Source organism: Variovorax sp. Soil_C_33, from assembly GCF_057656935.1.
In genome coordinates, this window is the sequence record NZ_JBDGJK010000009.1 from 47,589 (window position 1) to 71,057 (window position 23,469).

The following is a 23,469-nucleotide window of genomic DNA, read 5'->3' on the forward strand; positions in this document are numbered from 1 at the left end:
TCGTTATCTGATTCATTAAAGATATATCTAAATACTATCTTAGTCAAGACTTGAGGCCAATGATCAGCCCGCGCCACACCTATATCGCCCGCATCAACCGCGTGATCGACCACATCGACGCGCACCTTGCCGACCCGCTCGATCTCGCGACGCTGGCCGGCGTGGCGCACTTTTCTTCCTGGCATTTCCATCGCGTGTTCCAGGCCATGACCGGGGAGACGCTGGCCGAGCGCGTGCGGCGGCGCCGCCTGGAGGTGGCGGCCGGCCGGCTGCTGGGCCTGCCGTCCGAGCCGGTGCTGGCGATCGCGCTGGATGTTGGCTTCGGCTCGGCGGCGGTGTTCACGCGGGCCTTCAATGCGCATTTCGGCGTCACGCCCACGGACTGGCGGCGCGGCGCATTCCGTTCGTGGGCCGAACGCCACCGCGTCGAACTCGGCAAGATCCATCAAGCCGACCGCAAGGCGCATCAAGCCGTGGCCGAGGCTTTCCGACAGGATCAACGTTCCTGGCCCAAGGGGCCTGTTCCTCGTTCAGTAGACAGCGAAATGAAGATCGAACTGAAGACCCTGCCGGAGGTCCGCGTGGCCTACATGCGGCACGTCGGCCCGTATGGCGACTCGGGCATCACGCGCACCTGGCAGCGCTTCGCCGCCTGGTGCGGCGAGCACGGCCTGATGGATGCGCGGCGCACGATGTACGGCGTGAGCCACGACAACCCCGACGTCACGCCGCCGGCGAAGTGCCGCTACGACGCCTGCATCGAAGTCGACGGGGGCTTCCGGCCCGAGGGCGAGATCGGCGTGCAGACCCTCGGCGGCGGGCGCTATGCCTGCACCGAATTCGCCGGTCCGTCGACCGAAATTCACACGGCGTGGATGAAACTGTGCGACTGGTTGCCGGACAGCAGCTGGCAGGCCGCCGACGGCGCGCCGCTCGAGATCTATGGCCGCGACTTCGTGATGGACGAGAAGACCGGCGCGTTCAACTGCACGCTGTGCATGCCGGTGCGGCCGCTCTGACTAGCGCTGTGGCATGTCCTTGACCGAGTAGCCCAGGCTCACGGTCGCGTCGTCCGGGATGGGCGGCATGCCTGCGTTCCAGGCCAGCCAGGTCTCGCGCATCGCGACCAGCCGCTCCGGCTCGCGCGGCGCCTGGTTGGCGCGCTCGCGTTCGTCGGCCGGGATGTTGAACAGGTACTCGTTGCCGTCGATCTGCAGGTACTTCCAGTCGCCATCGCGCAGGGCGCGCTGGCCGCGGTGGTTCATGCGCCAATGCAGCGGCCTGTGGAAGCTTGTTGCCGCATCGCGCAGCACCGGCAGCAGCGATCTGCCGTCCAGCGGGCAGCGCGCATCGGCCTTGGCGCCTGCCGCATCGAGCATCGTGGCGGACCAGTCCATGGTCATGCAGTGCTGGGCGCTCTCGCCGCCGGCCTCGACGACGGCAGGCCAATGCGCGATCCACGGCACGCGGATGCCGCCTTCGGTCAGATCCATCTTGCCGCCCACCAGCGGCCAGTTGTCGGAGTAGCGCTCGCCGCCGTTGTCGCTGGTGAACACGACCAGCGTGTCGGCGGCGATGCCGTGCTTCTCGAGCGCCGCCATGATCCAGCCGATGCCTTCGTCCATGTGGTGGATCATGCGGCGGTAGGTGTGGATGCTGCCGCCCGCCAGGTCGAACAGATTGTTCTTCACGGCCGGCGCCTTGGCTGCGTCCTCGCGCGTTTCCCAGGGCCAGTGCGGCGCGGTGTAGTGCAGGCTCAGGAAGAAGGGCGCGTCCTGGTTCGCCATGCGCGCCACGTAGTCGACCGCGCGCCGCGAGAGCAGGTCGGTGAGGTAGCCCTCTTCCTGCCGATCCTCCTCGCCCGACCAGAGGTCGTGCCGGCCGCTCGAATCGCAATGCGTGAAGTAGTCGACGCCGCCCGACATCGGTCCGAAGAACTCCTCGTAGCCCGAGCGCAGCGGGCCGAATGAGGGCGGATAGCCCAGGTGCCACTTGCCGATCAGCGCAGTGCGATAGCCCGCGTCGCGCAGCAGCGAGGGCAGGGTCGGGTGCTCCGGCGGCAGGCCCAGCGTGGCGCTGCCGCGGCTCTTGCTGTTGATCGGCTCTTCGGCGGCGCCGCGCAGGCGGTACTGGTAGCGCGCCGTCATCAGCGCGAAGCGCGTGGGCGAACACACCGGCGAGTTCGCATAGCCCTGCGTGAAGCGGATGCCCTTGGCGGCCAGGCCGTCGAGCACCGGCGAGACGGGGCCGAAGTCGGCCTCGCGCCCGCCGTAGCAGCCGAGGTCGGCGAAGCCGAGGTCGTCGGCGACGATGAAGACGATGTTGGGGCGTTGCATGAAAAGCTCAGGGTTGGTAGCCGGATTTCTGGACCACGGGCGCCCACTGGGCGCGATAGGCCTTGAGCATGGCCGCCGTCTGCTCCTGCGTGCTGACCACCGGCGTCATGAGCGAATCCTTGAAGCGGCGCACGGTGTCCGGATCCTGCATGACCTCGCGAATGGCTTGCGACAGGCGAGCCACCTTGTCGCGCGGCATGCTCGCGGGCGCGAAGAAGGTGTTCCAGCCGGTGGCGACCAGGTCGAGCCCGGCCTCCTTGAAGGTCGGCACCTCGGGGGCGAAGGGCGAGCGCTTCGCGCCCGACATGGCGAGGATGCGGATCTTGCCGGCCTGGTGCTGCGGGATGACCACGTCCAGCGTGTCGACGGCGATCGGCACCTGCCCGCCGATCAGGTCGGTCAAGAGCGGGCTGGAGCCGCGGTAGCCGACCACCTGCGTCGGCACCTTGGCCTTCTCGCCCACCATGAGCCCGAAGAAGTGCGGCAGGCTGCCGGTGGCGGGCACGCCGACGTTGGCCTTGTCGGGATTGGCGCGCATCCAGGCCAGCAGGTGCGGCAACTCGCGCACCGGCACGGCAGTCGCCACCGACAGCGCGAACTCGTAGTCGTTGACATGCGAGACCGGCACGAAGTCGCGCTCGGCGTCGTAGCCGTTGTCCTTGAAGACCAGCGGGGCCACGACCATCACGGCCGGGTTGGCCAGCATCAGCACGTTCTGCGATGCGGGCGCGGCCTTGACCTGCTGGGCCGCGAGGCGGCCGCCTGCACCGGGCTTATTGTCGACGACCACCGGGACGCCGAGCTTAGCCTGCAGCTTGTCGCCGACGATGCGCGCCACGCGGTCGGTGGCGCCGCCGGGCGCGTAGCCCACCACGATGCGCAGCGGGCTGTCCAGCGGCTGGGCCGCGGCGGCGCAGGCGACGGCGGCCAGGGCGAGGGTGCCGGTGAGCCGGCGAAGCATGTGTTTCAGCATGGAGAGGGTTCCCGTTCAGTCGTTGGCTTGGAAGTTCACGGCCCGCATGATGCCGCCCCAGCGCGCCGTGTCTTCGCGCATGGTCTTCAGCAAGGCCGCTGCATCGTCGCCCACGGGGTACATGCCGTTCTGCAGCAATTGCTGGCGCACCTCGCGCACATTGACGGCGCGGGTGAATTCGGCGCGCAGCCTGTCGACGATGGGCTGCGGCGTGTTGCGCGGCGCGTAGTAGGCGAACCAGGCCGCGGCGACCACGTCCTTGTAGCCGGCCTCGACGAAGGTCGGCAGGCTGGGCATCAGCGGCGAGCGCTTGTCGCCGCTGGTGGCCAGCACCTTCACGCGGCCGGTGGTCTGCAACTGGAGCGCGCCGCCCACGGTGTCGAAGTAGACCGGCACGGTGCCGCCCATCACGTCCTGCCGCGCCGGCGTCGAGCCGCGGTAGGCGACGTGGACCATCTTCAGGCCGGCGGCGCGGTTGAGCATCTCGCCGAGGAAGTGCGAAGGCGTGCCGGCGCCGTAGGAGGCGAAGCTGAGCTTGTCGCCCTGGCTCCTGGCCCAGGCGATGAACTCGGGCAGCGTGTTCGCCGGCACGTCCTTGTGCACCACCAGCGCCAGTTCGAAGCGCGCTGCATTGACGATCGGCACGAAGTCCTTGATCGGGTCGTAGGAGAGATGGCGGTACGCGTTCGGGAACATGGTCATCATGCTGGCCGTTCCGAGCAGCAGGGTGCGGCCGTCGGGTGGCGCGGTCTTCACGGCTTCGACCGCGATGCGGCCGGCCGCGCCGGAGCGGTTGTCGACCACCAGCGGCCCGAGCGAGTCGCGCACCTCGTGCGCGATGGCGCGGGTCAGCACGTCCTGCGTGCCGCCGGCAGGCACGCCGATCAGCACCTTGATCGGCTGGCCGGGGCTGAAGGCAGCTTGGGCGCCGGCCAGCGGCGCGAGCGCGAGGCCGCCGAGGGCGGCAAGGGCCTGGCGGCGGTCGATCGAAGCAAGGGGCATGGTTGGCGTCTCCTGGGTATGCCGTGGCGCCGCACGACTCTAGAGGCTCGACAATCGATTGATCAAATCAACTGTTCTGCGGAAAAACCCGATGGCCGAAGCGCTCAGACCGCTCGACGACCTGCTGCTCTACCGGCTCAGCCGCCTGCTGTCGGTGGCCGGCGGCATGGTCATCCGCTTGTGCGAAGGCCGCTTCGGCATCACGCGGCGCGAGTGGCGCCTGATCGCGACGCTGGCCAGCCGCGGTGCGCTGGGCTCGTCGCAGCTCGCCGAGCACGCGCAACTGGACCGTGCGCGCACCTCGAAGGCGGTGGGTTCGCTGGTGGCGAAGGGGCTGGTGTCACGCACCCAGCCGGGCGGCGACCGGCGTCATGTGCTGCTGCGCCTCACGGCCGAGGGCGGCGCGCTCTATGCCGAACTCTTTCCGCTCGTGTCGGCAATCAATGCGCAGCTCATGTCGGTGCTCGACGAGCGCGCCGCCGCGCAGTTTGACGCGTCGCTGTCGAGTCTGCAGGCGCAGGCCGAAGCGATTGCAGCCGACGCGGTGCTGCCCAAGGCCGATCGCGGGCGGCGCGGTCCCTAGGGCCCGCGGCGGCATTCTTGCAAACCAAGGTTTGCAATCCGAAGACACCCACGCCAGATGAGGACCCGGGACTACACGGCCCGCCGCGGAGCTCGGCACCCTGACCTGATCTCAAAGGAGACCAAATATGGCAGACGACAAGACGAAGGTGGGCGATCAGGACCGCCAGCGCATCAACCTCAACCAGGACTATGAGGTCAGGGACTGGACCAAGTCGCTGGGCGTCACCGAGGACGAGCTGCGCAAGGCGGTTGCCGCGGTGGGCAACGAGGCCGATAAGGTGCGCGAGTGCCTGAAGAAGTGAGGCCTCCGCCATGCCCGCTAAAAGTTGAGGCGGCACCCGTCTGGTGGATTTTCTAGATGTTTCGTTCCGACTCGACCGCACACGGCAACGTGGTCCGACGCTTCACCCCTGATGGCGGTGGATCGTCCGCGCCTCCAGCGTATGTACACCCACGCAAACTCACTCGACTCGAACGCGCGACGAAGCGCACTATCGACATTGTGGGCGCACTGACTTTCTTCATCCTCTTCGGGCCTCTCTATCTGCTCGTCGCCCTCGGCGTTCGCATCAGCATGGGCCGTCCGGTCCACTTCTGGCAGAACCGCCTTGGAGAAAGCGGCCAGAGATTTCGCTTCTACAAGTTCCGCTCGATGGTGCACAACTCCGAAGTGGTGCTGGACGAGTTCCTGAGCCGCAACGACATGGCCCGCACCGAGTGGGACACCTTTCAGAAGCTCGAGAAGGATCCGCGCATCACGCCCATCGGCCAGTTCATCCGCAAGCTGAGCCTCGACGAACTGCCCCAGTTCTGGAACGTGCTCAAGGGCGACATGAGCCTGGTCGGCCCGCGTCCCTGCATGGAGCGCCAACGCAGCCTCTACGGCAAGGGCTGGGAACACTATTGCGCCATGCGCCCGGGTATCACGGGCCTGTGGCAGGTCAGCGGCCGCAATCGCCTGTCCTATGCAAGACGCGTCGAACTCGACATGGAGTACGTCAGCAACTGGTCGCTCTGGCTCGATATCAAGATCCTGTTGAAGACCGTGCGTGCTGTCATCACCGGCGAGGGTTCGAGGTGAGCGCGATTCAGCCGATCGTCCTCTGCGGCGGCAGCGCTAAGCGTCACCGTTTCGCCGCGCCGCTTGTGGGGCGGTTTCCTACATCTTGTGACATTGCACTCGGTCAGCCTGGGATTTCCAACTCAACAGGGAGATCTCTGATGCTCACCCATACGAGCAACGCCGCTCCGAGTAGCAAGTTCATTTCGCTCCGTTGGCCACATGAGGTTCGCCATTGGACCCGATCACTCGGCTGCACGGAGAACGAGCTCCGCGACGCAGTGATGGCCATTGGCTACTCAGTCGCAGAGCTCCGGCTTTATCTGCTTCGCCGACGCCGCAGTCGTTGATTCTTAAAACAACGTTGGCTCTGCCGGGGCCGCGCTCTTCGGTTGCGCGCGCCGGGCCTGCGCTTCGGCTCCTTGGGAAGCCAGGCCGGCGCCTGACCAGCGTCGAAGATCTCGACTGGCGCGAGCTTCTAGGCCGGCGAGGCCTGCGGCGGGGCGCCGTCCTCGATGCGCAGCCTGGGCAGGAACTGCGGGTACTCGCGCTGCATAAAGTCGATCAGCCCTTCGCGCACCGTGCAGCGCAGGTCGAAGGCCAGCGACGAGGATGCCGCGGTGCAGAGCACGCGGATCTGCATGCTGCGCTCGGTGGCGTCGGTCACGCGCAGGTTGAAGAAGCGGCCGTCCCACTCGGGCGCCGCCTTCACGATGCGCTCTGCCTCTTCGCGCAGCGGCGCGAGCGGCATGCCGTAGTCGGCATGGATGAAGACCGAGCCCAGCAGCTGCGCGTCGTGGCGGGTCCAGTTCTGGAACGGCTTCTCGATGAAATAGGACAGCGGCAGGATCATGCGCCGGTCGTCCCAGATCCTGAGCACGACGAAGGTGCCGGTTATCTCCTCGACGCGACCCCATTCGCCTTCGACCACCAGCACGTCGTCCATGCGGATCGGCTGCGCCAGCGCGATCTGCAGGCCGGCGATGAGGTTGCTGAACACGGGCTTGGCGGCCAGGCCGGCCACGATGCCGATCACGCCCGCCGAGGCCAGCAGGCTGGCGCCGACCTGGCGTGCGCCGGGAAAGGTCATCAGCATTAACGCGCCGCCGGCCACCAGCAGCATCGAATTGGCGGTGCGCGCGAGCACGCGCGTTTGCGTGAGCACGCGGCGCGCCCGCAGGTTGTCGGTCACGTCATAGGGGTGCTGGGCCAGCACGCCGTCGGCGAAGCCGTTGACGGCTCTGGCCGCGAGCCAGGTGGTGGCCGCGATCAGCAGCAGGCCGTTGAGATGCCGCACGCTGTTGACGAAGCGCAGGTCGTCCGGCGCGGCTTGCCACACCATCTGCAGCGCCACCAGCGGCAGCACGATGCGGGCGATCGCCTGAATGCGCAGCAGCATCGCGTGCAGCGCGGGCGTGGAACGGGTCACGCGCTTGAGCACGACGCCGCCGATGCGGTGCACGAGCAGCGCCAGCGGAATGGCGATCAGCGCGGCCAGGCAGGGGCCGAACCACGGGTGGGCGAGCAGCACTTCCTTGTTCATCAGGCGGTCTTGGGGATGTCGTCGGTGAGTGGTTGCAGAATGCGTGCCGCGTCGTCGCGCAGCTGCGCGGCGATGCCGGTCGCCAGGTCGAGCCGGCGCAGCAGCCAGGGGCTGATGTCGTTGTCGAAAGGGTCCGGCAGCGGGATCGGACCGGCCAGTGCGGTGGCGGGGGCGCTCTCGGGCATCACCGGCCCGCCGGTGGGTGCGCTGCCGATCGCGGCCTCGATGCGCTCGGCCGTGCGGGCGAGCGGGCCTTCGATCTCGGCCGGCGTGAGCCGGTCGCGCCTGAGCACCAGCATCGACTTGACCGCACTCAACTGGGCCAGCAACTGGTAGCTGTGCGCCTGCAGATGTTCGAGCGGCTCGAGCGGCGGCTGCACCGCGCGCGGCTCCGACAGCGAGCGCTGCGTGGCCTGCACCAGCGCCGAGAGGCTGTCGTAGGCCTCGCGGCGCGCGAGCCGCCATTCGAGCTCGGGGCTGGTGACCACCGAGCGCAGCTGGCCGAGGCCCAGCGCCAGCCGGGCATGGCGTGCCTGCGCCGTCAGCGTGCGCGCCACCAGCGCCGGGATCTGGCTGCGCTCCCACGAGGGCAGCACGTAGCAGAAGGCCCAGGCCAGCGCGGCGCCGATCAGCGTGTCGGCCACGCGCTCGAACAGCGCGAACGTAGGGCTCATGCCGACGTTCAGCATGTGGGCCTGGAGCAGGCCGAGCACGGTGGCGGCGACGGAGGTGACCAGGTAGCGCCGCACCGCGAAGCCGTGCGCGATCGCCTGCGCCACCGTCACCGCGGCCAGCATGCCCAGCGGCGAGGGATGCGCGGACAGCAGCGCCACCGCGAGCACGCAGCCCAGCAGCGTGCCGGCCACGCGGCTGTTGCGCCGCTCCAGCGTCTGCGACAGGCTGCCGCGCAGCACCACCACGATGGTCAGGAGGATCCAGTAGTCGTGCGAACCCCAGGGCAGCATCAGCGCGATCGCGTAGCCGGTGGCGATGGCGAGCGCGGCGCGGATCGCATGGCGCAGCGGCGGCGCGTCCCAGCGCCACAGCGCGAGAAAGGGCATCAGCGACCATTCGGTGGGGCTCACGAACATCTGCCAGTTGGCGCGCACCACGGTGAGGTCGGGCTCGACGTCGCCGCGCGCCAGGGCCACCAGGCGCAGCACTTCGTCGTTGATGTGGCCGATGCGGCTGGCCAGCCCGCGCGCGAGCATGGCGGGTGTAGGCCCGACATGGCCGGCGGGCGGCGGCGCGTCTTCGTCCTCGAGGTGGATGGCCGCCAGCTCGGGACGGCGGTCGGGCACCGGCGCAGGCTGCCGCCCCAGCAGCAACGTATCGGCCAGCGTTTCGGTCTCGTCGGCCAGCTCGTCGAGCACGCGCTGCATTTCGTAGAGCGCGGCGGCATGGCCGGGATGCGCCTTGAGCGCGTCGAGGTCGAGTTCGCTGGCCAGCAGCAGGTCGCGCAGCTCGAGCACCAGCACCAGCATGCCAGCCAGCCGCTGCCGGCGCGGCGTGCGCGGCGATTCGAGCACGATGTCGCGCGTGGCCTGCAACTGGTCGGCCAGCGCGGCCTGCTCGCGCAGCAACTGGCCGAGCAGCGGGGCCGGCACTTCGCGCACGTCGCCGGAATCGTCCCTGGGCGTGAACTGCCGGGCTTCGGTGCGCATCAGCGCGGCCAGCGAGAGCAGCACGTCGGCCATCGCCTGCACGCGGTAGCGGCCGTTGAGCGCATGGTTGGCGAGCACCGCGTAGATCACGTAGAGGCCTGCGCCGATGCCGAATTGCAGCGTGCGTTCGAGCGCTTCGGCCATGCCGGTGGGCGCGGGCGTGGCCATCGAGAAGATCATCGAGAACATGACCGCGATCGCGATTGGAATGCCGCGCTTGCCCCAGGCCATGGCCACGAAGGCCAGGAAGGTCGCGGGTACCAGCAGCAGGCCGAGGCGCAGCGGCGCCGAGTGCAGCAGCTGCACGAAGAAGAACAGCGGCAGCCCGATCAGCGGCGAGGGCAGCATCTGCCAGAACTTGCCGCGGCGCGGGCCGGGCAGGTCGGGCGGCGCGCTGACGATCACGCCGACGGCGGCCGCCGAGGCGGCCAGGGTGCCTAGCAGCAGGTGCACGCCGCCGGAGATCAGCATCAGCCCGAAGGCGACCGACAGGCCGTTCGCGACATAGTGCGAAAGCGCCACGCGCAGCGCGGCGCGGCCCCGGTTCCCGGTGGCGCGCTGCGCCCGCATCACTCGGCGGAGGAGTTGCCTTCGGCGGGCCCCACGGGCGCCTCGCGGCGCAGGCGCGTGAGCTTGCGCGGCGCCGGCGCGGCCGCCGTATCGGCCGGTGCTTCGGCATCGGCCTGCGCACCGACGACCGTGCTGCGCGCGTAGACGTCGCCCGGGTGTGCCGAGGGATCGACGGCGCGAACGCGGTCGCTGGCGCGCAGCTTGTCGTCGACGCCGGCGAACTTCGAATACTTGGCCAGGATCGGCACCAGCTGGCCGTAGATGCGCGGGGCGCCGGCAAGGCACTCGCGCTGCTCGAGGAAATCGGGTTCGCCGGTGAAGTTGCCGATCAGGCCGCCCGCTTCGGTGACGATCAGCGAGCCGGCCGCAACGTCCCAGATGTTGAGGCCGGTTTCGAAGAAGGCATCGGTGAAGCCGGCCGCCACGTAGGCCAGGTCGAGCGCGGCCGCGCCGGGGCGGCGCAGGCCGGCGGCGCGCGGCATCAGGTCGGCCATGATGGCCAGGTACTGCTTGAAGTTGTCACCCGTGCGGAAGGGAAAGCCGGTGGAGATCAGGCATTCGCTGAGCCGCGTGCGCTTGCTCACGCGCAGCCGGCGGTCGTTCATGAAGGCGCCGCGGCCCTTGGTGGCCGTGAAGAGATCGTTGCGGCTGGGGTCGTAGATGACGGCCTGCTCGACCTTGCCCTTGACCGCGAGCGCGATCGAGACGCAGTAGACCGGGAAGCCGTGGATGAAATTGGTGGTGCCGTCCAGCGGATCGATGATCCAGACGTAGTCGGAATCCTTGGCGCCGTGCTGGGTGCCCGATTCCTCGGCCAGGACGCCGTGCCCCGGGTAGGCGCCGAGCAGCGTCTCGATGATCGCTCGCTCGCTTGCGTGGTCGACTTCGGTGACGAAGTCGTTGACCTGCTTCTGCGAAATGCGCACCGCTTCGACATCGAGCGCGGCGCGGTTGATGATGGCGCCGGCGGCGCGGGCGGCCTTGACGGCCACGTTGAGCATGGGGTGCAGGTTGGGGGACGACATTGGATTGTGGGAAGAACGGCGGGCGGCGCCTGAACGCGCCCTGGAATGCGGCCCGGCGATGCGGGCGGCGAGAATCGGGGGATTTTACATGCGCACCCGTTTCATCCTGATCCAGACCAGCCACGCCGGCAATGTCGGCGCCGCCGCCCGCGCCATGAAGACCATGGGCTTCGGCGATCTCGTGCTGGTGGCGCCGCGCTGGGCCAATGTGCTGCGGCGCGAGGAGACCATCCAGCGCGCGAGCGGCGCGCTGGATGTGCTGGCCAACGCGCGCATCGTCGAGACGCTGGACGAGGCGCTCGACGGCGTCACCCACCTGTGCGCGACCGCCATGGTGCCGCGCGACTTCGGCCCGCCCACGCGCACGCCGCGCGAACACCTGGAGCCGCTGGCCAAGGAAGAAGGGCAGCACGTGGCCTTCCTGTTCGGCTCGGAACGCTTCGGCATGCGCAACGAGGATGTCTACCGCTGCAACGTCGCGCTCAGCATTCCGACCGATCCGAGCTTCGGCTCGCTGAACCTCGGCGCGGCGATCCAGGTGATTGCCTACGAATGGCGGCTCGCGCTGGGCGGCTACGCGGTGCGCGATGCCACCGCGCCGTCGCCCGCGGCTGATGCGCAGGCCGTGGCCGGCATGCTCGAGCACTGGGAGCGCTCGCTGGTGCAGATCGGCTTCCTGGACCCCGAGGCGCCCAAGAAGCTGATGCCGCGGCTGCAGCAGCTCTTCAACCGCGCGCAGCCGACGCCGGAGGAGATCCACATCCTGCGCGGCATCGCCAAGGCGATGGCGGATGCGGCACGGAAAACCCCATCGCCGGTACGCGAAGACCCGAGCCCTTAGACTGCGCGGCCCATATAGCCATAACAAGAACATCCATGTTCTCGCGCCTGCGCTCCGACATCCAGTGCATCCTCGACCGCGATCCGGCCGCCCGGACGCGCTGGGAAGTGCTGACCCTCTATCCGGGCCTGCATGCCGTGGTGCTGCACCGCCTCGCACACTGGTGCTGGGGCCATGGCCTGAAGTGGATCGGGCGCTTCATCTCGCAATGCTCGCGCTGGTTCACCGGCATCGAGATCCATCCCGGCGCGATCGTCGGCGACCGCGTGTTCTTCGATCACGCGATGGGCGTGGTGGTCGGCGAGACCGCCGAGATCGGCGACGGCTGCACGATCTACCAGGGCGTGACGCTCGGCGGCACCTCGCTCTACAAGGGCGCCAAGCGGCATCCGACGCTGGGCAAGGACGTGGTGGTCAGCGCCGGCGCCAAGGTGCTCGGCGGCTTCGTGGTCGGCGACGGCGCCAAGATCGGAAGCAACGCCGTCGTGATCAAGCCGGTGCCCGCGGGTGCCACGGCGGTGGGCATTCCGGCACGCATCATTCCTTCGAAGGCAGGCACCAGTGCCGACGTCACGACTGCCGACAGGAAGTTCACGGCCTACGGGATCACGATGGAAGACGACCCGCTGTCGCAGGCCATGAAGGGGCTGATCGACAGCGCGGCCGGCCAGGATCACCAGATCGCGCTGCTGTGGAAAGCCATCGAGGCCTTGTCCGCGCAGCCCGGAAAGAAGGATTGCGTGCCGGGTGACGCGGCGCGGAAAGAATGCTTCGAGGCGGAGCGGTTGACGCAGCTGGTGGGCAAGTAGGCGATCAGCGCGACCGAATCGCCGACTTCGGCCGGAACGCCTTGCAGACCGACTCGTCGGTTTCCAGATAAGGTCCGCCGATCAGGTCGATGCAGTAGGGCACCGCGGCGAAGATGCCCGCGGCCACCTGCGCGCCCTGGGGATCCTTCAATCCTTCGAGCGTCTCCGCGATCGCCTTCGGCTGCCCCGGCAGGTTGATGATCAGGCTGCGATCGCGGATCACCGCCACCTGGCGGGAAAGAATCGCCGTCGGCACGAAGCGCAGGCTGATCTGCCGCATCTGCTCGCCGAAGCCGGGCATTTCCTTGTGGGCAACGGCGAGCGTTGCTTCCGGCGTCACGTCGCGCAGGGCCGGCCCGGTGCCGCCGGTCGTCAGCACCAGCGAGCAGCCGGCGTCCACCAGCTCGATCAGCGTGGCGCTGATGCCAGCTTGCTCGTCGGGGATCAGGCGCGGTTCGAAGCTGATCGGATTGCGCAGCGCGCGCTGCAGCCACTCCTGCAGCGCGGGCAGGCCCTTGTCCTCGTAGACGCCGCTGGAGGCGCGGTCGCTGATAGAGACGATGCCGATGCGAACCGGATCGAAGGCGTTCGCTTCACTCATGCGTCCTCCTCGCGCGCCTGCGCCGAGGCCTCGGCCGCGTGGTCGTCGGTGCCGTGCACCTCGAGCTGCGCCCGCACGATCTGGAACACCTCGCGGTAGGCCTTGCCCTGGCGCGGCGCTTCGCCGGGCGGTCCGGCCTTGATGTCCTTGCGGGCCTGGCGCACCAGCGCGCGCAGCTGCTGGGCGTCGGTGCCGGGATGGGTCTCGATCCAGCCGCCGAGCGCGTCGTCGTCGGCGATCAGGCGGTCGCGCCAGCGTTCGGCGTCGTGCAGGATCGCCGTCTCCTGGGCCGGGCCGCGGTTCTGCTCGTCGAGTGCGCTGCGCACGGCGTCGAGCGTGGCCGCATCGAGGCCACGCATCAGCTTGCCGATGAATTGCATCTGGCGCCGCTTGCCTTCGAAATTGGTGATGCGCCTGGCTTCGTCGATCGCATCTCTCAGCTTTTCGCCGAGATCGAGCTTGTCGAACAGGCCGGCGCGCAGCGCGAGCAGGGCTTCGCCCAGCGCCTGCAGTTCGGCGCTCTCGCGTTTGAGGTCGGTCTTGCTCGCAGCGTCCGTGCCCTTGAGCTCGCGCTTGAGCTCCAGATCGAGTTCGCTGCCTTCGGCCACGAACTGGCCGCGGACGAAGTAGCCTTTTTTGGGTTTGCGGGACATAGAGGCAATCGTTGGCCGCACCATCGGGAACAGGGGGCGCAAGTATCATAGCCAACACATGAGCACATCTTCCTCGCGCGCCGATTCCGGCTTCGCCTACACCCGCCCCTTCTTTGAAAACCTGGTCGATTCGGCCTTGGCGCACGCCAAGAAGCTCGGCGCCACCGACGCCGGCGCCGAGGCGTCCGAAGGCTGCGGCCTGAGCGTCTCGGTGCGCAAGGGCGAGCTGGAGAACGTCGAGCGCAACCGCGACAAGTCGCTCGGCGTCACGGTCTACGTGGGCCATCGCCGCGGCAATGCCAGCACCTCCGACTTCTCGGAGGCGGCCCTCGCGCAGACGGTGCAGGCGGCCTACGACATCGCGCGCTTCACGGCCGAGGACCCGGTCAGCGGCCTGCCCGACGAAGCCGACATCGTCACCGACCAACCCGATCTCGACCTGTTCCATCCCTGGAACATCAGCAGCGAGCAGGCCGCTGCGCTGGCGCTCGAATGCGAGGCCGCGGCACTGTCGACGGACAAGCGCATCACCAACAGCGAAGGCGCTGGTGTTTCGGCGCAGCAAAGCCATTTCTTCAGCGCCCACACGCGCGGTTTCCGCGGCGGCTATGCGAGCTCGCGTCATTCGATCTCGGTCGCGCCGATCGCGGGCAAGGGCGACGACATGCAGCGCGATGCCTGGTACAGCTCGATGCGCTCGGCCGCCGAGCTGGCGAGCCCGGTGGCGGTCGGCCGCTACGCGGCGGAACGCGCGCTGAGCCGCCTCAAGTCGCGCAAGATCAAGACCGTCGAATGCCCGGTGCTCTTCGAGTCGCCGATGGCGGCCGGATTGCTGGGCGGCCTCGTGCAGGCCACCAGCGGCGGCGCGCTCTACCGCAAGAGCAGCTTCCTGCTCGACTCGCTCGGCAAGCCGGTGCTGGCCAAGCACATCGACGTGCTCGAAGACCCGCACATCCTGCGCGGCAAGGGCAGCTCGCCCTTCGACGACGAGGGCGTCACCACCCGCAAGCGCAAGGTGGTCGACGGCGGCCGGCTCGAGGGCTATTTCCTGAGCACCTACTCCGCGCGCAAGCTGGGCATGAAGACCACCGGCAACGCCGGCGGTTCGCACAACCTCACGCTGAGTTCGCGCCAGACGAAACCGGGTGACGACCTGGACGCGATGCTCGCCAAGCTCGGCACCGGTCTTTTCGTGATCGAGTTGATGGGGCAGGGCGTCAACTACGTGACGGGTGACTACTCGCGCGGGGCGAGCGGCTTCTGGGTCGAGAACGGCAAGATCGCCTTCCCGGTGCAGGAGATCACGATCGCCGGCAACCTGAAGACCATGCTGCTCGGCATCGAGGCCGTCGGCGCCGATGCCTACAACTACGGCGCCAAGACCACCGGCTCGATCCTGGTGAACCGGATGAAGGTCGCCGGCAGCTGACGCGCGTTCGATCGCTCAATCTCGCCCGGCTTCGATCATCTTTTGCGCCAGGAGCGCGGGGTCGGTGAAGCAAAGCTCGTGGCTGCCCGGGCACTCCACCAGGCGGAACAGCCCCAGCCGTTCCGAGAGGCGCGGATGCCACGGAAGGCTGTGCGGCATCGCGCTGTCCTGCTGGCAGTTGAGATAGGACTTCCCGACCTCCAGCGCGGCCAGCTCGGTGCGCAGGCTCAAGGGCTCGGTGAAGGTCCGGTAGGGATGCAGATTGAGCATCTCGTAAGTGCGCTGCGCCGTCGCCAGATCGGCGTCGTTGATGAAGGCATCGCGCCAAATCGGAAAGGGCAGCATCACTGCGTGGTCGTTCTGCGCCGCGATGCTGTCGAACAGCGCCTTGTAGTGCGGCGGGGCCATGTCGTTCAGGCACTCGCCGTGAAGCGGCACGAAGGCATTCCAGTAGACCAGGCGCCGCACCCGTTCGGCGACCAGGTTCATCGCGCCCGAGATCACCATGCCGCCATAGCTATGGCCGACCAGGCGCACGTCCTGCAACGCATGCGCCGCCATGTAGTCGGCCAGCGACTGCACCGCCTCGGTCAGTCCGATGGCGCTGCGCGAATCATCGGGACGATTGCCGGCCAGCGTCGGGCAGTGCACGGTATGGCCCTGGGCCCGGATGGCCTCAGCCACCGGCTCCATCAGCTCGCCCGTGTGCCAGGCGCCGTGAACGAGAACATAGGTATCCGCCATTTCAGCCTCTTCGAGATGCAGAGGCGTGCAAGTTAGCGGCGCTTCGGCGCTGCCGCTGGCCGATGCGTGCCGCGTGGATGGCCGTTGCGCGTCAGCGGCCGCTGTCCAGCGCCAGCCGGCGATACCGGCTCGGCGTGACGCTGCGCTCGGCGCGGAAATGGCGCACGAAATGCGATGCGTCGAGGTAGCCGCAACGCCGTCCGATTTCGGCGCTGCTGGTTCGCACGAAGCGGCGCGAGGCCAGCAGGCGCGCCGCCTCGTCCATCCGCAGCCGGCGCAACGAGCGCGCGAAGCTCTCGCCCGACGCGAACGCGCGATGCAGGCTGCGCAAGGACACGCCCAGGGCATCTGCGACGTCCTGCGCGACCAGGCCGGGTTCGCCGAGGCGCTGCGCCAGCAGATCTATCGCGCGCCGTCGAATGCCGGCGCCTCGGGGATCGTCAGGCGGCGCTGCGCCGGGCATCGCCAGGCTGAGCAGTACGCCGAGCTGGTCGACGAGCAGTGCCGGCGGCAGCCCGGGGACGGCGGCGAATTCCGGCGACAGGTTGGCCAGCAGGCCGCGCAGCGCAAGACCCCAGCCGGCGTCTCCCGCGATGCGGCGAGCGACGCTCTCCGGCCCGGCAGGAAGCCAGCGCTCGGCCCAGGCGATCGGCAGCTGCAGCGACGCGCAATGCACGCCTTCGCGGAAGTGGAATTCATAGCGCTCCCGGGAATCGACCAGCACGGCGTCGCCCGCGGCGAGCGCCGTGTCGCGCCCAGCCTGCACCACTCGCCACGGGCTGTCGAACTGGCTGATCAAGTAGTAGAAGTTGTCGCGGCTGCGGCCGATGGCGGAGTGCGTCCGGTACACGTCCTGCGCGCTGGCACGGACCCGGTTGACCGCGATCGGCCCGAGCGGTTGATGGACGAGACAAGCGTCGAAGGCTTCCTGGCGCGAGCTCGTGACGTCCATCTCGAGAAAGGCTTCGCACACCGCGCCGACCCAGTAGTCCAGGCGCTGCGAACTGGGCACGACGTCCGTGCTCCATTGGCGGGGAAGTGTTTGCATGACCGCGGTCTCCAGGCCGGTATCGGCGCGCCCGAACTATAGAGCGGGCATGCGCGGTCGGGTAAGCCTGATGAAGTCGAGCATGAGCGGCACGGCCGCGGCGGCGTGTGTCTCGAGCAGCTTGTGGCCGGCGTCGAAAACATGGGCTTCCATTCGCGGAAGGTCCTGCATCCAGGACAGGACCTCGGCGAGATCAAAGAATGGATCGTGCCTTCCCCAGAGCAGCAGCGAAGGCGGCTGCCGGCGCGCAAGATAGTCTGCGATCGCGTCGAACCGACCGATGTATCTCCCATAGTCCCTGATGAGCGCCCGCTGCGTGTCCATCCGGCCCGGCAAGTTCATCACGCGCCAGTCCTCTTCCCAGCTTTCGGGCGGGATGCGCGCGGCCACGTCCGGCGGAGCACCGGAAATGTATGTACCGCGCGTCCCTTCGAATGTGAGGTGTGCGGTCGCGGCCGCCTCGTTCTCAGGGGTCGGTTGCGACCAGTAGGGGGCTTGCGTCGCATCCCATTGCGCACCGAGCCCGGTTCGATGAGCGTTGGCGTTCTGAACGATGAGGCCCAAAACTCGTTCGGGCGCCTGCATCGCGATGTGCAAACCCACTGGGGCCCCGTAATCATGCAGATAGATGTATCGCGGCCCGATCGAGAGCCGGTCCAGCAGCTCCGAGATGGCTTGACCGAATGCAGGAAACGAAGGCGACTGCAGCACGTCGGACTCGCCAAAGCCCGGCAGATCGGGCGCGATCACGTAGGCGGCCTGCGACAGCTCGGGCATGACCTCCCGGAACATTCGCGCGGAGCTTGGAGATCCGTGCAGGAGCAGCACGGCGGGCTTGGATGCCTCGCCTGCCCGTGATGAAGGACAACTCCGTGCCGCCGGACAGGCGAAGTCGTTGCCGGGTGGCTGGGTTCATGTCCGAACTGCTCTCCTCGATCGTCCGATGCTGGCAAGGCCTGCGCGGAGCAAATGCTAAGCGGGCGGCATCGGAAGGTCCAGCGGGAGCGCCTCGCGCACCCTGGCGATGGCATTGAGGTAGGGCAAGGTGAAGCCGTCCAGGGGCGCATCCGGCGCCAGCCAGCTGAAGCTGAAAACGAGGCCGTCTTCTTCGGGGCTGCCCATGGCCACGTGGTCGAAAGTCTCGGGCAGCGAGGAGGGCGCACGCATCAGGAACAGGTGCCAGAGCTGGGCATGCCGGTGCATGTTGCCTTCGATGCCGGGCTCGCATTCGCGCTCCAGCGTCCCCAGCGGCTGCAACTCGCCGCGATAGTCGATGCCCGACTCTTCCAGCAATTCGCGCCGTACTGCGTCTTCTGGCGCTTCACCGGCTTCGACCGTGCCCTTGGGCAGCTGCATGCCCTTGTCGCCGGGGTGATGGAAGACCAGCAGGCGATTCCGGTCATCCACCAGGCAGGCGCAGGCCTTGTGGATCGCGGCGCGTGCCTCCACCCTCAGCCGCCCGTGAGCGCGGCCTTCACGGCGGCGCTGACCTGGCCCATGTCGGCCTTGCCGGCCAGGCGGGTCTTGACCGCGCCCATCACCTTGCCCATGTCGCCGGGTCCCTTGGCGCCGAGTTCGGCCACGATGGCCCTCACTTCGGCAGTGATCTCGTCCGCGCCCATGCGCTGGGGCAGGTACACCTCGAGTACCTTGATCTCGGCGGCTTCCTTGTCGGCCAGGTCGGTGCGGCCGCCCTGGGTGAAGGCGGCGACCGAGTCCTTGCGCTGCTTGACCAGCTTGTCGACGATGGCCACGACCATCGCATCGTCGAGCTCGATGCGCTCGTCGACTTCCTTCTGCTTGAGGGCGGCGAGCAGCAGGCGGATGGTGCCCAGGCGCTCCGAGTCCTTGGCGCGCATCGCGGTCTTCATGTCTTCGGTGATCTGGTCCTTGAGGCTCATGGCAGGCTTTCTTGACAGGCTAAAAACAAGAGCCGCGGCAGGTATCCCTGGCGCGGCTCTGAACCGGACGCTGGCTTCGGCGCCAGCGCGGCGGATGCTCAGTACAGCTTCTTGGGAAGCTGCATGCTGCGCACGCGCTTGTAATGGCGCTTGACCGCTGCGGCCTTCTTGCGCTTGCGCTCTGCGGTCGGCTTTTCGTAGAACTCGCGGGCGCGCAGGTCGGTCAGCAGGCCGAGCTTTTCGATGGTGCGCTTGAAGCGGCGCAGCGCGACGTCGAAGGGCTCGTTTTCTTTAACGCGGATGGTGGTCATTTAAAAATCGGTCTTGTTGAATTTGGCCTGGGGAAGATCGGGCCCCGGGCCGGGGTTCCTCAACTGAAAAATGGGGGAGGCCGTTGAGGGGAGGCCAAAGTTAGCCCGACATTATAGCGCGTGCGCGCAGGCATGCGCGCTGGCCCAGGCCCACTGGAAGTTGTAACCCCCGAGCCAGCCCGTCACGTCGACCACTTCGCCGATGAAGTACAGGCCGCGCTGCTTCGACTCCATGGTCTGCGACGAGAGCTCGCGGGTGTCGATGCCGCCGGCCGTGACCTCGGCTTTCTTGTAGCCCTCGGTCCCGCTGGGGGTGATCTGCCAGCGCGCGACGCGCTCGGCAAGCGCGGCCAGCGCCCGGTCGGCCGCCTCGTTGATCGGGCGCTGCAGCGCCGCGTCCTGCCCGACCCAGGCGTCCGCCAGCCGCGAGGGCACCAGCGCGGCCAGCTCGTTGCCGATGCGCTTGCGCGAGCGTTGCTTGGCCTCGCCGAGCGAGGCCCGGACGTCCACCCCGGGCGCGAAATCGATGGTGAGCGGCGCGCCCGGCTGCCAGTAGCTCGAAATCTGCAGCACCGCCGGGCCGGAGAGGCCGCGGTGGGTGAAGAGCAGGTCTTCGAGGAACACCGCGCGCTCCTTTTTTGCGCCGGTCTCGATCTGCACCGGCAGCGCCAGGCCGGCCAGCTCAGCATAGGGCGCCCAGGCCTCGCCGCCGAAGGTCAGGGGCACCAGGGCAGGGCGCGGCGCGACCACGCGCAGGCCGAACTGGTCCGCGAGCCGGTAGCCGAAATCGCTGGCCCCGATCTGGGGTATGGAAAGGCCGCCGGTCGCAATCACCAGCTTGGGCGCCTGGACGCTGCCTCGGCTGGTTTCGACCCGGTAGCCGGCGTCATCGGAGAACGCGATCTCGCCGACGCTGCAGGGCTGCCAGTGCGCGACGCCGCCGGCCGCGCACTCGGCCAGCAGCATGTCGATGATCTGCTGCGAGCTGCCGTCGCAGAAGAGCTGGCCCTTGTGCTTCTCGTGGAAGGCGATGCCGTGACGCTGCACCAGTTCGATGAACTGCTGCGGCGTGTAGCGCGACAGCGCCGAGCGGCAGAAATGCGGGTTGTCGCCGATGAAATGGCGCTGCGGCGCGCGCACGTCCAGGTCGCGATTGGTGAAGTTGGCGCGCCCGCCGCCCGAGATGCGGATCTTTTCCGCGATGCGCTCGCCATGGTCGATGAGCAGCACCTTCAGGCCGCGCTGCCCCGCGAGTCCGGCGCAGAAGAGACCGGCGGCGCCCGCGCCGAGGACCACCGCGTCGAACGCGATCATTCAGCAAACCTCCGCGCTGCGCGCTGCGGTTTGAGCCCCTTCGGGCGGCCGGGCGGGGCGGGGCTCACCCTTTCCACACGAACGGGAACTTCAGCTGCTTGAAAAAGCCGTTGGGCACGTAGTCGCCGACCACGCCATAGCGCTCGGGCCAGAGCCTGGTGCTCTTGACGGCCGTGCCGAAGAGGTAGTCGAGAAAGGCGTAATGCGCGGCGTAGTTCTTGTCGATCGCCTCGTCGTCCTGACTGTGGTGCCAGTGATGGAAGTTGGGCGTGACGATGAGGTAGCGCAGCGGCCCGAGGCGCACGCTCACGTTGCAGTGGTTGAAGACCGCCTGGAAACCGACCACCACGATGTAGGCGTCGATCACTTCCTTGCTGAAGCCCAGCACGTAGATCGGCGCCAGCACCAGTGTTCGCGTGATCAGCAGCTCGAGGATGTGCTGGCGCGAGCCGGCCATCCAGTCCATGCTCTTCACGCTGTGGTGCACCGCGTGCAGGCGCCACAGGAGCGGCACCTCGTGGTAGGCGCGGTGCGTCCAGTACTGCACCAGGTCGGCCACCAGGATGATCAACAGTACGCCGGCCCAGAAGGGCAGCCCGGCGACCCAGCCGCGCACGCCGTCGTTGGCCGCCCAGCCGAAGAGCTTGTGCACCAGCAGGTTGGTCGCGAGCAGCACGAAGCCCACGATCATGTGGTTGACGACGAAGTGGTGGAAGTCGGTCTGCCACTCGGCGCGGAACACCGGCTGCTCCTTGCGGTGCGCGAACAGCTTCTCGATGAAGATGAAGATCAGCGAGGAGCCCAGCAGGTCGAGGATGAACCAGTCCAGGCCGATGTAGGGCGTGTTGTCGGCGAAGTCGTTGACCGGCACCTTGTGGCCGCCGAGCAGCGCCGCCGCGGCCACCAGCAGGAAGGCGAAGGAGGAGAGCCAGCGCGAGCGGTTGAAGATGATGTTCACCAGCGAGAGGCCGCCCGCGACGACCATCGCCGCGAGCAGCACGATGCGCATCATGTCGACGTTGTAGCTGCGGCGCAGCTCGGGCGTGCTGAGGTATTGCGGGAAGTGGAAGACCAGCACGCCCAGGAAGCACAGGATGCCCAGCGAGAGCGCGATGGTGCCCGTGACCAGGCCCTTGCCGCGTTGCAGCTCGCCGTGGCTTTCGGTGAATTCGGTGAGTTTGTCGAGCTCCAGCATCCTGATCTCCCGCCCATTGTTCGAGGGCTGCAGGATTCTAGGGGCCGCGCCGGAAACTGCCGACAGGCCGAACGGCCGATTCAGGTGCCGAAGCGCGTCGCCGGCAGGCCGGCCGCGGCCAGGCCGCGCAGCACGTCGCCGACCACGATCACCGACGGGCTGCCGAGCCCCGCTGCCGCCAGGTCGAAGGGCAGGCGCGCGAGCGTGGTCGCGATGTGGCGCTGCTGCGGCAGGCTCGCATGCTGGATCACGGCCACCGGCGTGTCGCCCGCCAGGCCGTGCAGCAGCTCGTTCTGGATGTGGGCCACGCCCGTGACGCCCATGTAGATCACCAGCGTGAGCCGCGCGTCGCGCGCCGTTGCGGCCAGCTGCCGCCAGTCGGTCGGATGCTGGTCGGCCGCATGGCCCGTCTTGGCGTGGCCGGTGACGAACACCACGCCCTGCGCGTGGTCGCGGTGCGTGAGCGGCACGCCCAGCGCGGTGACGGCGGCGAGGCCCGCCGTGATGCCGTTGACCACCCGCACCTCGATGCCTTCTTCGCGCAGGTGTTCGACCTCCTCGCCGCCGCGGCCGAAGATGAAGGGGTCGCCGCCCTTGAGGCGCACCACGGTCTCGCCTTCGCGCACCGCGGTGATCATGAGCCGCTCGATGAAGGCCTGCGGCGTGCTCCTGCAGCCGCCGCGCTTGCCGACATGGACGATGCGCGCGCCGGGCCGCGCGTAGGCCAGGATCTCCTCGCTGACCAGGTCGTCGACCAGGAGCACGGTCGCCGCCTGGATCGCCTTGACGGCCTTGATCGTGAGCAATTCGGGGTCGCCGGGGCCGGCGCCGACCAGGGTGCAGCTGCCGAGGGAACCGTAATGGGAAGAGTGGCTCATGCGTGCTCCGTCTGTCGCGCCAGTTGCAGGACGTGCTCGACCTGTTGCGCGATCGCGTCCGGCACCGGCGCCTGGCCGGCCAGCACGCGCCGCGTGTAGTCGGCCGTGGTCTCGATGTCGATTTCCTTGGGCAGCCCGGGCACCTCGGCTTGCGTGCCGGGCTCCTGGGCCTGCAGTGCGACGCGTCGGCCGCGCACGAAGCCGTCCACTTGCGCGGTACGGCGCGGGTCGGCCACGCTCTCGCCTTCGAGTCCGCGCGAGAGCAGGGCGGTCATGCCCATCAGTTCGAAGGTCGCAGCCATCGACTCGGCGTAGGCGGGGTGCGTGTAGCTGCCGACCACCACGCAGGCGCCCTGGCTCGGCTGCATCAGCTTGACCACGCTGTGTCCGGGATTGCGCAGGCCGACCACGCGACGCACGTCGAGCAGGCGCTTGAGGCCAGGGCTGAGCAGCTCGGTCGGCGCGAAGACCGCCTCGCCGTCGGCAATCGGACGGATGGCCGCGAGCGGCTGCACGTCGAGCGCTGCGAGCACATTGGAGGCCAGCACCCGGGTCGATTCGGTGGCCGCGCCATGCACCAGCACCGGCAGGCCTTCGCGGGCAAGCAGCAGCGCGAGCAAGGGCGTGAGCACCGGCAGGCGGCGCGCGCCGTTGTAGCTGGGCAGCACCACCAACGGCCGGCCGGTGGCGGGAAAGCGCGCCAGGCGCGCATGGGTGGCATCGAGAAAGCCGGCCATCTCTTCGGGCGTCTCGCCCTTGATGCGCATCGCCAGGCAGAAGGCGCCGGTCTCCAGATCGGTCACGGTGCCGTCGAGCACCTGGCCGAAGAGGTCCGCGGCCTGTTCGCGGTCGAGCGGCCGCGCACCGCGCGCGCCGCGGCCGATTTCCTTGATGTAGTGGCTGATTCCCATGGGTAGGCCCATTGTCCTGCAAGGCTTATGCCGCAATGCGGCTGCGCTTATGCCCTGGAACACAGGAAGGGAAGCC

Annotated in this window: 26 protein-coding genes; 8 read left to right on the forward strand and 18 right to left on the reverse strand. The window is 68.3% G+C overall.

Translation table 11 applies throughout. The annotated features are described in order from the left end of the window. Positions 1–59 precede the first annotated feature (59 nt). On the forward strand, positions 60–1,019 hold the full coding sequence (locus AC3A6B_RS15415) for an AraC family transcriptional regulator (RefSeq protein WP_487837561.1): 960 nt from the start codon (positions 60–62) through the stop codon (positions 1,017–1,019). Here AC3A6B_RS15415 and AC3A6B_RS15420 read toward each other — a convergent pair whose 3' ends face one another. From AC3A6B_RS15420 to AC3A6B_RS15430, 3 genes are read right to left on the reverse strand one after another with little or no spacing between them, the layout of a single operon-like run. Beyond that, positions 1,020–2,336, reverse strand: coding sequence for a sulfatase family protein (locus AC3A6B_RS15420; RefSeq protein ID WP_487837562.1), 1,317 nt, complete (start codon positions 2,334–2,336; stop codon positions 1,020–1,022). A gap of 7 nt (positions 2,337–2,343) precedes the next feature. Continuing rightward, positions 2,344–3,309 (reverse strand): Bug family tripartite tricarboxylate transporter substrate binding protein, encoded by a 966-nt coding sequence (locus tag AC3A6B_RS15425; protein ID WP_487837563.1) that lies wholly within the window; start codon positions 3,307–3,309, stop codon positions 2,344–2,346. A gap of 15 nt (positions 3,310–3,324) precedes the next feature. Next, complete coding sequence (locus tag AC3A6B_RS15430) at positions 3,325–4,311, reverse strand: Bug family tripartite tricarboxylate transporter substrate binding protein (RefSeq protein WP_487837564.1); 987 nt, start codon at positions 4,309–4,311, stop codon at positions 3,325–3,327. Between the two features lie 91 nt (positions 4,312–4,402). Between AC3A6B_RS15430 and AC3A6B_RS15435 the strand changes: the two genes are divergently transcribed. The 4 genes from AC3A6B_RS15435 (at position 4,403) to AC3A6B_RS15450 (ending at position 6,306) form a co-directional block, all read left to right on the forward strand. Beyond that, complete coding sequence (locus tag AC3A6B_RS15435) at positions 4,403–4,894, forward strand: MarR family winged helix-turn-helix transcriptional regulator (protein WP_487837565.1); 492 nt, start codon at positions 4,403–4,405, stop codon at positions 4,892–4,894. A 127-nt stretch (positions 4,895–5,021) separates the two neighbouring features. Next, the gene (locus tag AC3A6B_RS15440) at positions 5,022–5,198 is read left to right on the forward strand and encodes a DUF3606 domain-containing protein (RefSeq protein ID WP_487837566.1); all 177 of its coding nucleotides are present in this window, start codon (positions 5,022–5,024) and stop codon (positions 5,196–5,198) included. A gap of 56 nt (positions 5,199–5,254) precedes the next feature. Continuing rightward, entirely contained in the window at positions 5,255–5,977 is a 723-nt protein-coding gene (locus AC3A6B_RS15445; RefSeq protein WP_487837567.1) for a sugar transferase, read from the forward strand. Between the two features lie 140 nt (positions 5,978–6,117). Then, positions 6,118–6,306, forward strand: coding sequence for a DUF3606 domain-containing protein (locus AC3A6B_RS15450; protein WP_487837568.1), 189 nt, complete (start codon positions 6,118–6,120; stop codon positions 6,304–6,306). Positions 6,307–6,434: 128 nt separating this feature from the next. Here the strand turns inward: AC3A6B_RS15450 and AC3A6B_RS15455 are convergent, their stop codons facing one another. Genes AC3A6B_RS15455 through AC3A6B_RS15465 form a run of 3 tightly spaced genes read right to left on the reverse strand, consistent with a single transcriptional unit; the run spans position 6,435 to position 10,758 of the window. After that, a complete protein-coding gene (locus tag AC3A6B_RS15455) occupies positions 6,435–7,499 on the reverse strand; it encodes a mechanosensitive ion channel family protein (protein ID WP_487837569.1) in 1,065 nt (354 codons plus the stop codon). Then, positions 7,499–9,733: an FUSC family protein gene (locus AC3A6B_RS15460; RefSeq protein ID WP_487837570.1), complete on the reverse strand. Its 2,235-nt coding sequence runs from the start codon at positions 9,731–9,733 to the stop codon at positions 7,499–7,501. The genes AC3A6B_RS15455 and AC3A6B_RS15460 overlap by 1 nt, the downstream gene beginning before the upstream one ends. Then, positions 9,733–10,758 (reverse strand): inositol monophosphatase family protein, encoded by a 1,026-nt coding sequence (locus tag AC3A6B_RS15465; protein WP_487837571.1) that lies wholly within the window; start codon positions 10,756–10,758, stop codon positions 9,733–9,735. The genes AC3A6B_RS15460 and AC3A6B_RS15465 overlap by 1 nt, the downstream gene beginning before the upstream one ends. Before the next feature lie 88 nt (positions 10,759–10,846). Between AC3A6B_RS15465 and AC3A6B_RS15470 the strand changes: the two genes are divergently transcribed. Both AC3A6B_RS15470 and cysE read left to right on the forward strand, forming a co-directional pair. Beyond that, positions 10,847–11,599 (forward strand): RNA methyltransferase, encoded by a 753-nt coding sequence (locus AC3A6B_RS15470; RefSeq protein ID WP_487837572.1) that lies wholly within the window; start codon positions 10,847–10,849, stop codon positions 11,597–11,599. 35 nt (positions 11,600–11,634) lie between these two features. Beyond that, positions 11,635–12,408 (forward strand): serine O-acetyltransferase, encoded by a 774-nt coding sequence (cysE, locus tag AC3A6B_RS15475; protein WP_487837573.1) that lies wholly within the window; start codon positions 11,635–11,637, stop codon positions 12,406–12,408. A gap of 4 nt (positions 12,409–12,412) precedes the next feature. Here cysE and mog read toward each other — a convergent pair whose 3' ends face one another. Both mog and yjgA read right to left on the reverse strand, forming a co-directional pair. After that, a complete protein-coding gene (gene mog, locus AC3A6B_RS15480; protein ID WP_487837574.1) occupies positions 12,413–13,009 on the reverse strand; it encodes a molybdopterin adenylyltransferase in 597 nt (198 codons plus the stop codon). Next, on the reverse strand, positions 13,006–13,662 hold the full coding sequence (yjgA, locus tag AC3A6B_RS15485; RefSeq protein WP_487837575.1) for a ribosome biogenesis factor YjgA: 657 nt from the start codon (positions 13,660–13,662) through the stop codon (positions 13,006–13,008). The genes mog and yjgA overlap by 4 nt, the downstream gene beginning before the upstream one ends. 58 nt (positions 13,663–13,720) lie before the next feature. On the opposite strand from yjgA, the gene pmbA reads away from it, so the two are divergent. Beyond that, positions 13,721–15,091, forward strand: coding sequence for a metalloprotease PmbA (pmbA, locus tag AC3A6B_RS15490; protein WP_487837576.1), 1,371 nt, complete (start codon positions 13,721–13,723; stop codon positions 15,089–15,091). Positions 15,092–15,106: 15 nt separating this feature from the next. Here the strand turns inward: pmbA and AC3A6B_RS15495 are convergent, their stop codons facing one another. The 10 genes from AC3A6B_RS15495 to ybiB all read right to left on the reverse strand — a co-directional run bounded on the left by AC3A6B_RS15495 (position 15,107) and on the right by ybiB (position 23,393). Next, positions 15,107–15,835: an alpha/beta fold hydrolase gene (locus tag AC3A6B_RS15495; RefSeq protein ID WP_487837577.1), complete on the reverse strand. Its 729-nt coding sequence runs from the start codon at positions 15,833–15,835 to the stop codon at positions 15,107–15,109. Between the two features lie 91 nt (positions 15,836–15,926). Continuing rightward, positions 15,927–16,883 carry an AraC-like ligand-binding domain-containing protein gene (locus AC3A6B_RS15500; protein ID WP_487837578.1) on the reverse strand — a complete coding sequence of 319 codons (957 nt, stop codon included), beginning with the start codon at positions 16,881–16,883 and terminating at the stop codon, positions 15,927–15,929. A 36-nt stretch (positions 16,884–16,919) separates the two neighbouring features. Then, positions 16,920–17,675, reverse strand: coding sequence for an alpha/beta fold hydrolase (locus tag AC3A6B_RS15505; RefSeq protein WP_487837579.1), 756 nt, complete (start codon positions 17,673–17,675; stop codon positions 16,920–16,922). A gap of 180 nt (positions 17,676–17,855) precedes the next feature. Further along, positions 17,856–18,332: an NUDIX domain-containing protein gene (locus tag AC3A6B_RS15510; protein ID WP_487837580.1), complete on the reverse strand. Its 477-nt coding sequence runs from the start codon at positions 18,330–18,332 to the stop codon at positions 17,856–17,858. A gap of 2 nt (positions 18,333–18,334) precedes the next feature. Then, positions 18,335–18,784 carry a GatB/YqeY domain-containing protein gene (locus AC3A6B_RS15515; protein WP_487837581.1) on the reverse strand — a complete coding sequence of 150 codons (450 nt, stop codon included), beginning with the start codon at positions 18,782–18,784 and terminating at the stop codon, positions 18,335–18,337. 98 nt (positions 18,785–18,882) lie between these two features. Continuing rightward, positions 18,883–19,095, reverse strand: coding sequence for a 30S ribosomal protein S21 (rpsU, locus tag AC3A6B_RS15520; RefSeq protein ID WP_007833691.1), 213 nt, complete (start codon positions 19,093–19,095; stop codon positions 18,883–18,885). Between the two features lie 111 nt (positions 19,096–19,206). Next, entirely contained in the window at positions 19,207–20,409 is a 1,203-nt protein-coding gene (locus AC3A6B_RS15525; protein ID WP_487837582.1) for a BaiN/RdsA family NAD(P)/FAD-dependent oxidoreductase, read from the reverse strand. A 64-nt stretch (positions 20,410–20,473) separates the two neighbouring features. Further along, on the reverse strand, positions 20,474–21,604 hold the full coding sequence (locus AC3A6B_RS15530; protein WP_487837583.1) for a sterol desaturase family protein: 1,131 nt from the start codon (positions 21,602–21,604) through the stop codon (positions 20,474–20,476). A gap of 80 nt (positions 21,605–21,684) precedes the next feature. After that, a complete protein-coding gene (gene cobA, locus AC3A6B_RS15535) occupies positions 21,685–22,482 on the reverse strand; it encodes a uroporphyrinogen-III C-methyltransferase (RefSeq protein WP_487837584.1) in 798 nt (265 codons plus the stop codon). Continuing rightward, complete coding sequence (gene ybiB / locus AC3A6B_RS15540) at positions 22,479–23,393, reverse strand: DNA-binding protein YbiB (protein ID WP_487837585.1); 915 nt, start codon at positions 23,391–23,393, stop codon at positions 22,479–22,481. The genes cobA and ybiB overlap by 4 nt, the downstream gene beginning before the upstream one ends. Positions 23,394–23,469 lie beyond the last annotated feature (76 nt).

Excerpts from the sequence above, each read along its gene's own strand:
- AC3A6B_RS15460 (WP_487837570.1), bottom strand. The coding sequence starts at position 9,733 with ATGCGGGCGCAGCGCGCCACCGGGAACCGGGGCCGCGCCGCGCTGCGC.
- cobA (WP_487837584.1), bottom strand. The coding sequence starts at position 22,482 with ATGAGCCACTCTTCCCATTACGGTTCCCTCGGCAGCTGCACCCTGGTC.
- AC3A6B_RS15515 (WP_487837581.1), bottom strand. The coding sequence starts at position 18,784 with ATGAGCCTCAAGGACCAGATCACCGAAGACATGAAGACCGCGATGCGC.
- AC3A6B_RS15495 (WP_487837577.1), bottom strand. The coding sequence starts at position 15,835 with ATGGCGGATACCTATGTTCTCGTTCACGGCGCCTGGCACACGGGCGAG.
- AC3A6B_RS15420 (WP_487837562.1), bottom strand. The coding sequence starts at position 2,336 with ATGCAACGCCCCAACATCGTCTTCATCGTCGCCGACGACCTCGGCTTC.
- rpsU (WP_007833691.1), bottom strand. The coding sequence starts at position 19,095 with ATGACCACCATCCGCGTTAAAGAAAACGAGCCCTTCGACGTCGCGCTG.
- AC3A6B_RS15445 (WP_487837567.1), top strand. The coding sequence starts at position 5,255 with ATGTTTCGTTCCGACTCGACCGCACACGGCAACGTGGTCCGACGCTTC.
- AC3A6B_RS15455 (WP_487837569.1), bottom strand. The coding sequence starts at position 7,499 with ATGAACAAGGAAGTGCTGCTCGCCCACCCGTGGTTCGGCCCCTGCCTG.
- AC3A6B_RS15505 (WP_487837579.1), bottom strand. The coding sequence starts at position 17,675 with ATGTTCCGGGAGGTCATGCCCGAGCTGTCGCAGGCCGCCTACGTGATC.
- AC3A6B_RS15425 (WP_487837563.1), bottom strand. The coding sequence starts at position 3,309 with ATGCTGAAACACATGCTTCGCCGGCTCACCGGCACCCTCGCCCTGGCC.
- AC3A6B_RS15440 (WP_487837566.1), top strand. The coding sequence starts at position 5,022 with ATGGCAGACGACAAGACGAAGGTGGGCGATCAGGACCGCCAGCGCATC.
- yjgA (WP_487837575.1), bottom strand. The coding sequence starts at position 13,662 with ATGTCCCGCAAACCCAAAAAAGGCTACTTCGTCCGCGGCCAGTTCGTG.
- pmbA (WP_487837576.1), top strand. The coding sequence starts at position 13,721 with ATGAGCACATCTTCCTCGCGCGCCGATTCCGGCTTCGCCTACACCCGC.
- cysE (WP_487837573.1), top strand. The coding sequence starts at position 11,635 with ATGTTCTCGCGCCTGCGCTCCGACATCCAGTGCATCCTCGACCGCGAT.
- AC3A6B_RS15530 (WP_487837583.1), bottom strand. The coding sequence starts at position 21,604 with ATGCTGGAGCTCGACAAACTCACCGAATTCACCGAAAGCCACGGCGAG.
- ybiB (WP_487837585.1), bottom strand. The coding sequence starts at position 23,393 with ATGGGAATCAGCCACTACATCAAGGAAATCGGCCGCGGCGCGCGCGGT.
- AC3A6B_RS15470 (WP_487837572.1), top strand. The coding sequence starts at position 10,847 with ATGCGCACCCGTTTCATCCTGATCCAGACCAGCCACGCCGGCAATGTC.
- AC3A6B_RS15415 (WP_487837561.1), top strand. The coding sequence starts at position 60 with ATGATCAGCCCGCGCCACACCTATATCGCCCGCATCAACCGCGTGATC.
- AC3A6B_RS15430 (WP_487837564.1), bottom strand. The coding sequence starts at position 4,311 with ATGCCCCTTGCTTCGATCGACCGCCGCCAGGCCCTTGCCGCCCTCGGC.
- AC3A6B_RS15465 (WP_487837571.1), bottom strand. The coding sequence starts at position 10,758 with ATGTCGTCCCCCAACCTGCACCCCATGCTCAACGTGGCCGTCAAGGCC.
- AC3A6B_RS15500 (WP_487837578.1), bottom strand. The coding sequence starts at position 16,883 with ATGCAAACACTTCCCCGCCAATGGAGCACGGACGTCGTGCCCAGTTCG.
- mog (WP_487837574.1), bottom strand. The coding sequence starts at position 13,009 with ATGAGTGAAGCGAACGCCTTCGATCCGGTTCGCATCGGCATCGTCTCT.
- AC3A6B_RS15525 (WP_487837582.1), bottom strand. The coding sequence starts at position 20,409 with ATGATCGCGTTCGACGCGGTGGTCCTCGGCGCGGGCGCCGCCGGTCTC.
- AC3A6B_RS15450 (WP_487837568.1), top strand. The coding sequence starts at position 6,118 with ATGCTCACCCATACGAGCAACGCCGCTCCGAGTAGCAAGTTCATTTCG.
- AC3A6B_RS15435 (WP_487837565.1), top strand. The coding sequence starts at position 4,403 with ATGGCCGAAGCGCTCAGACCGCTCGACGACCTGCTGCTCTACCGGCTC.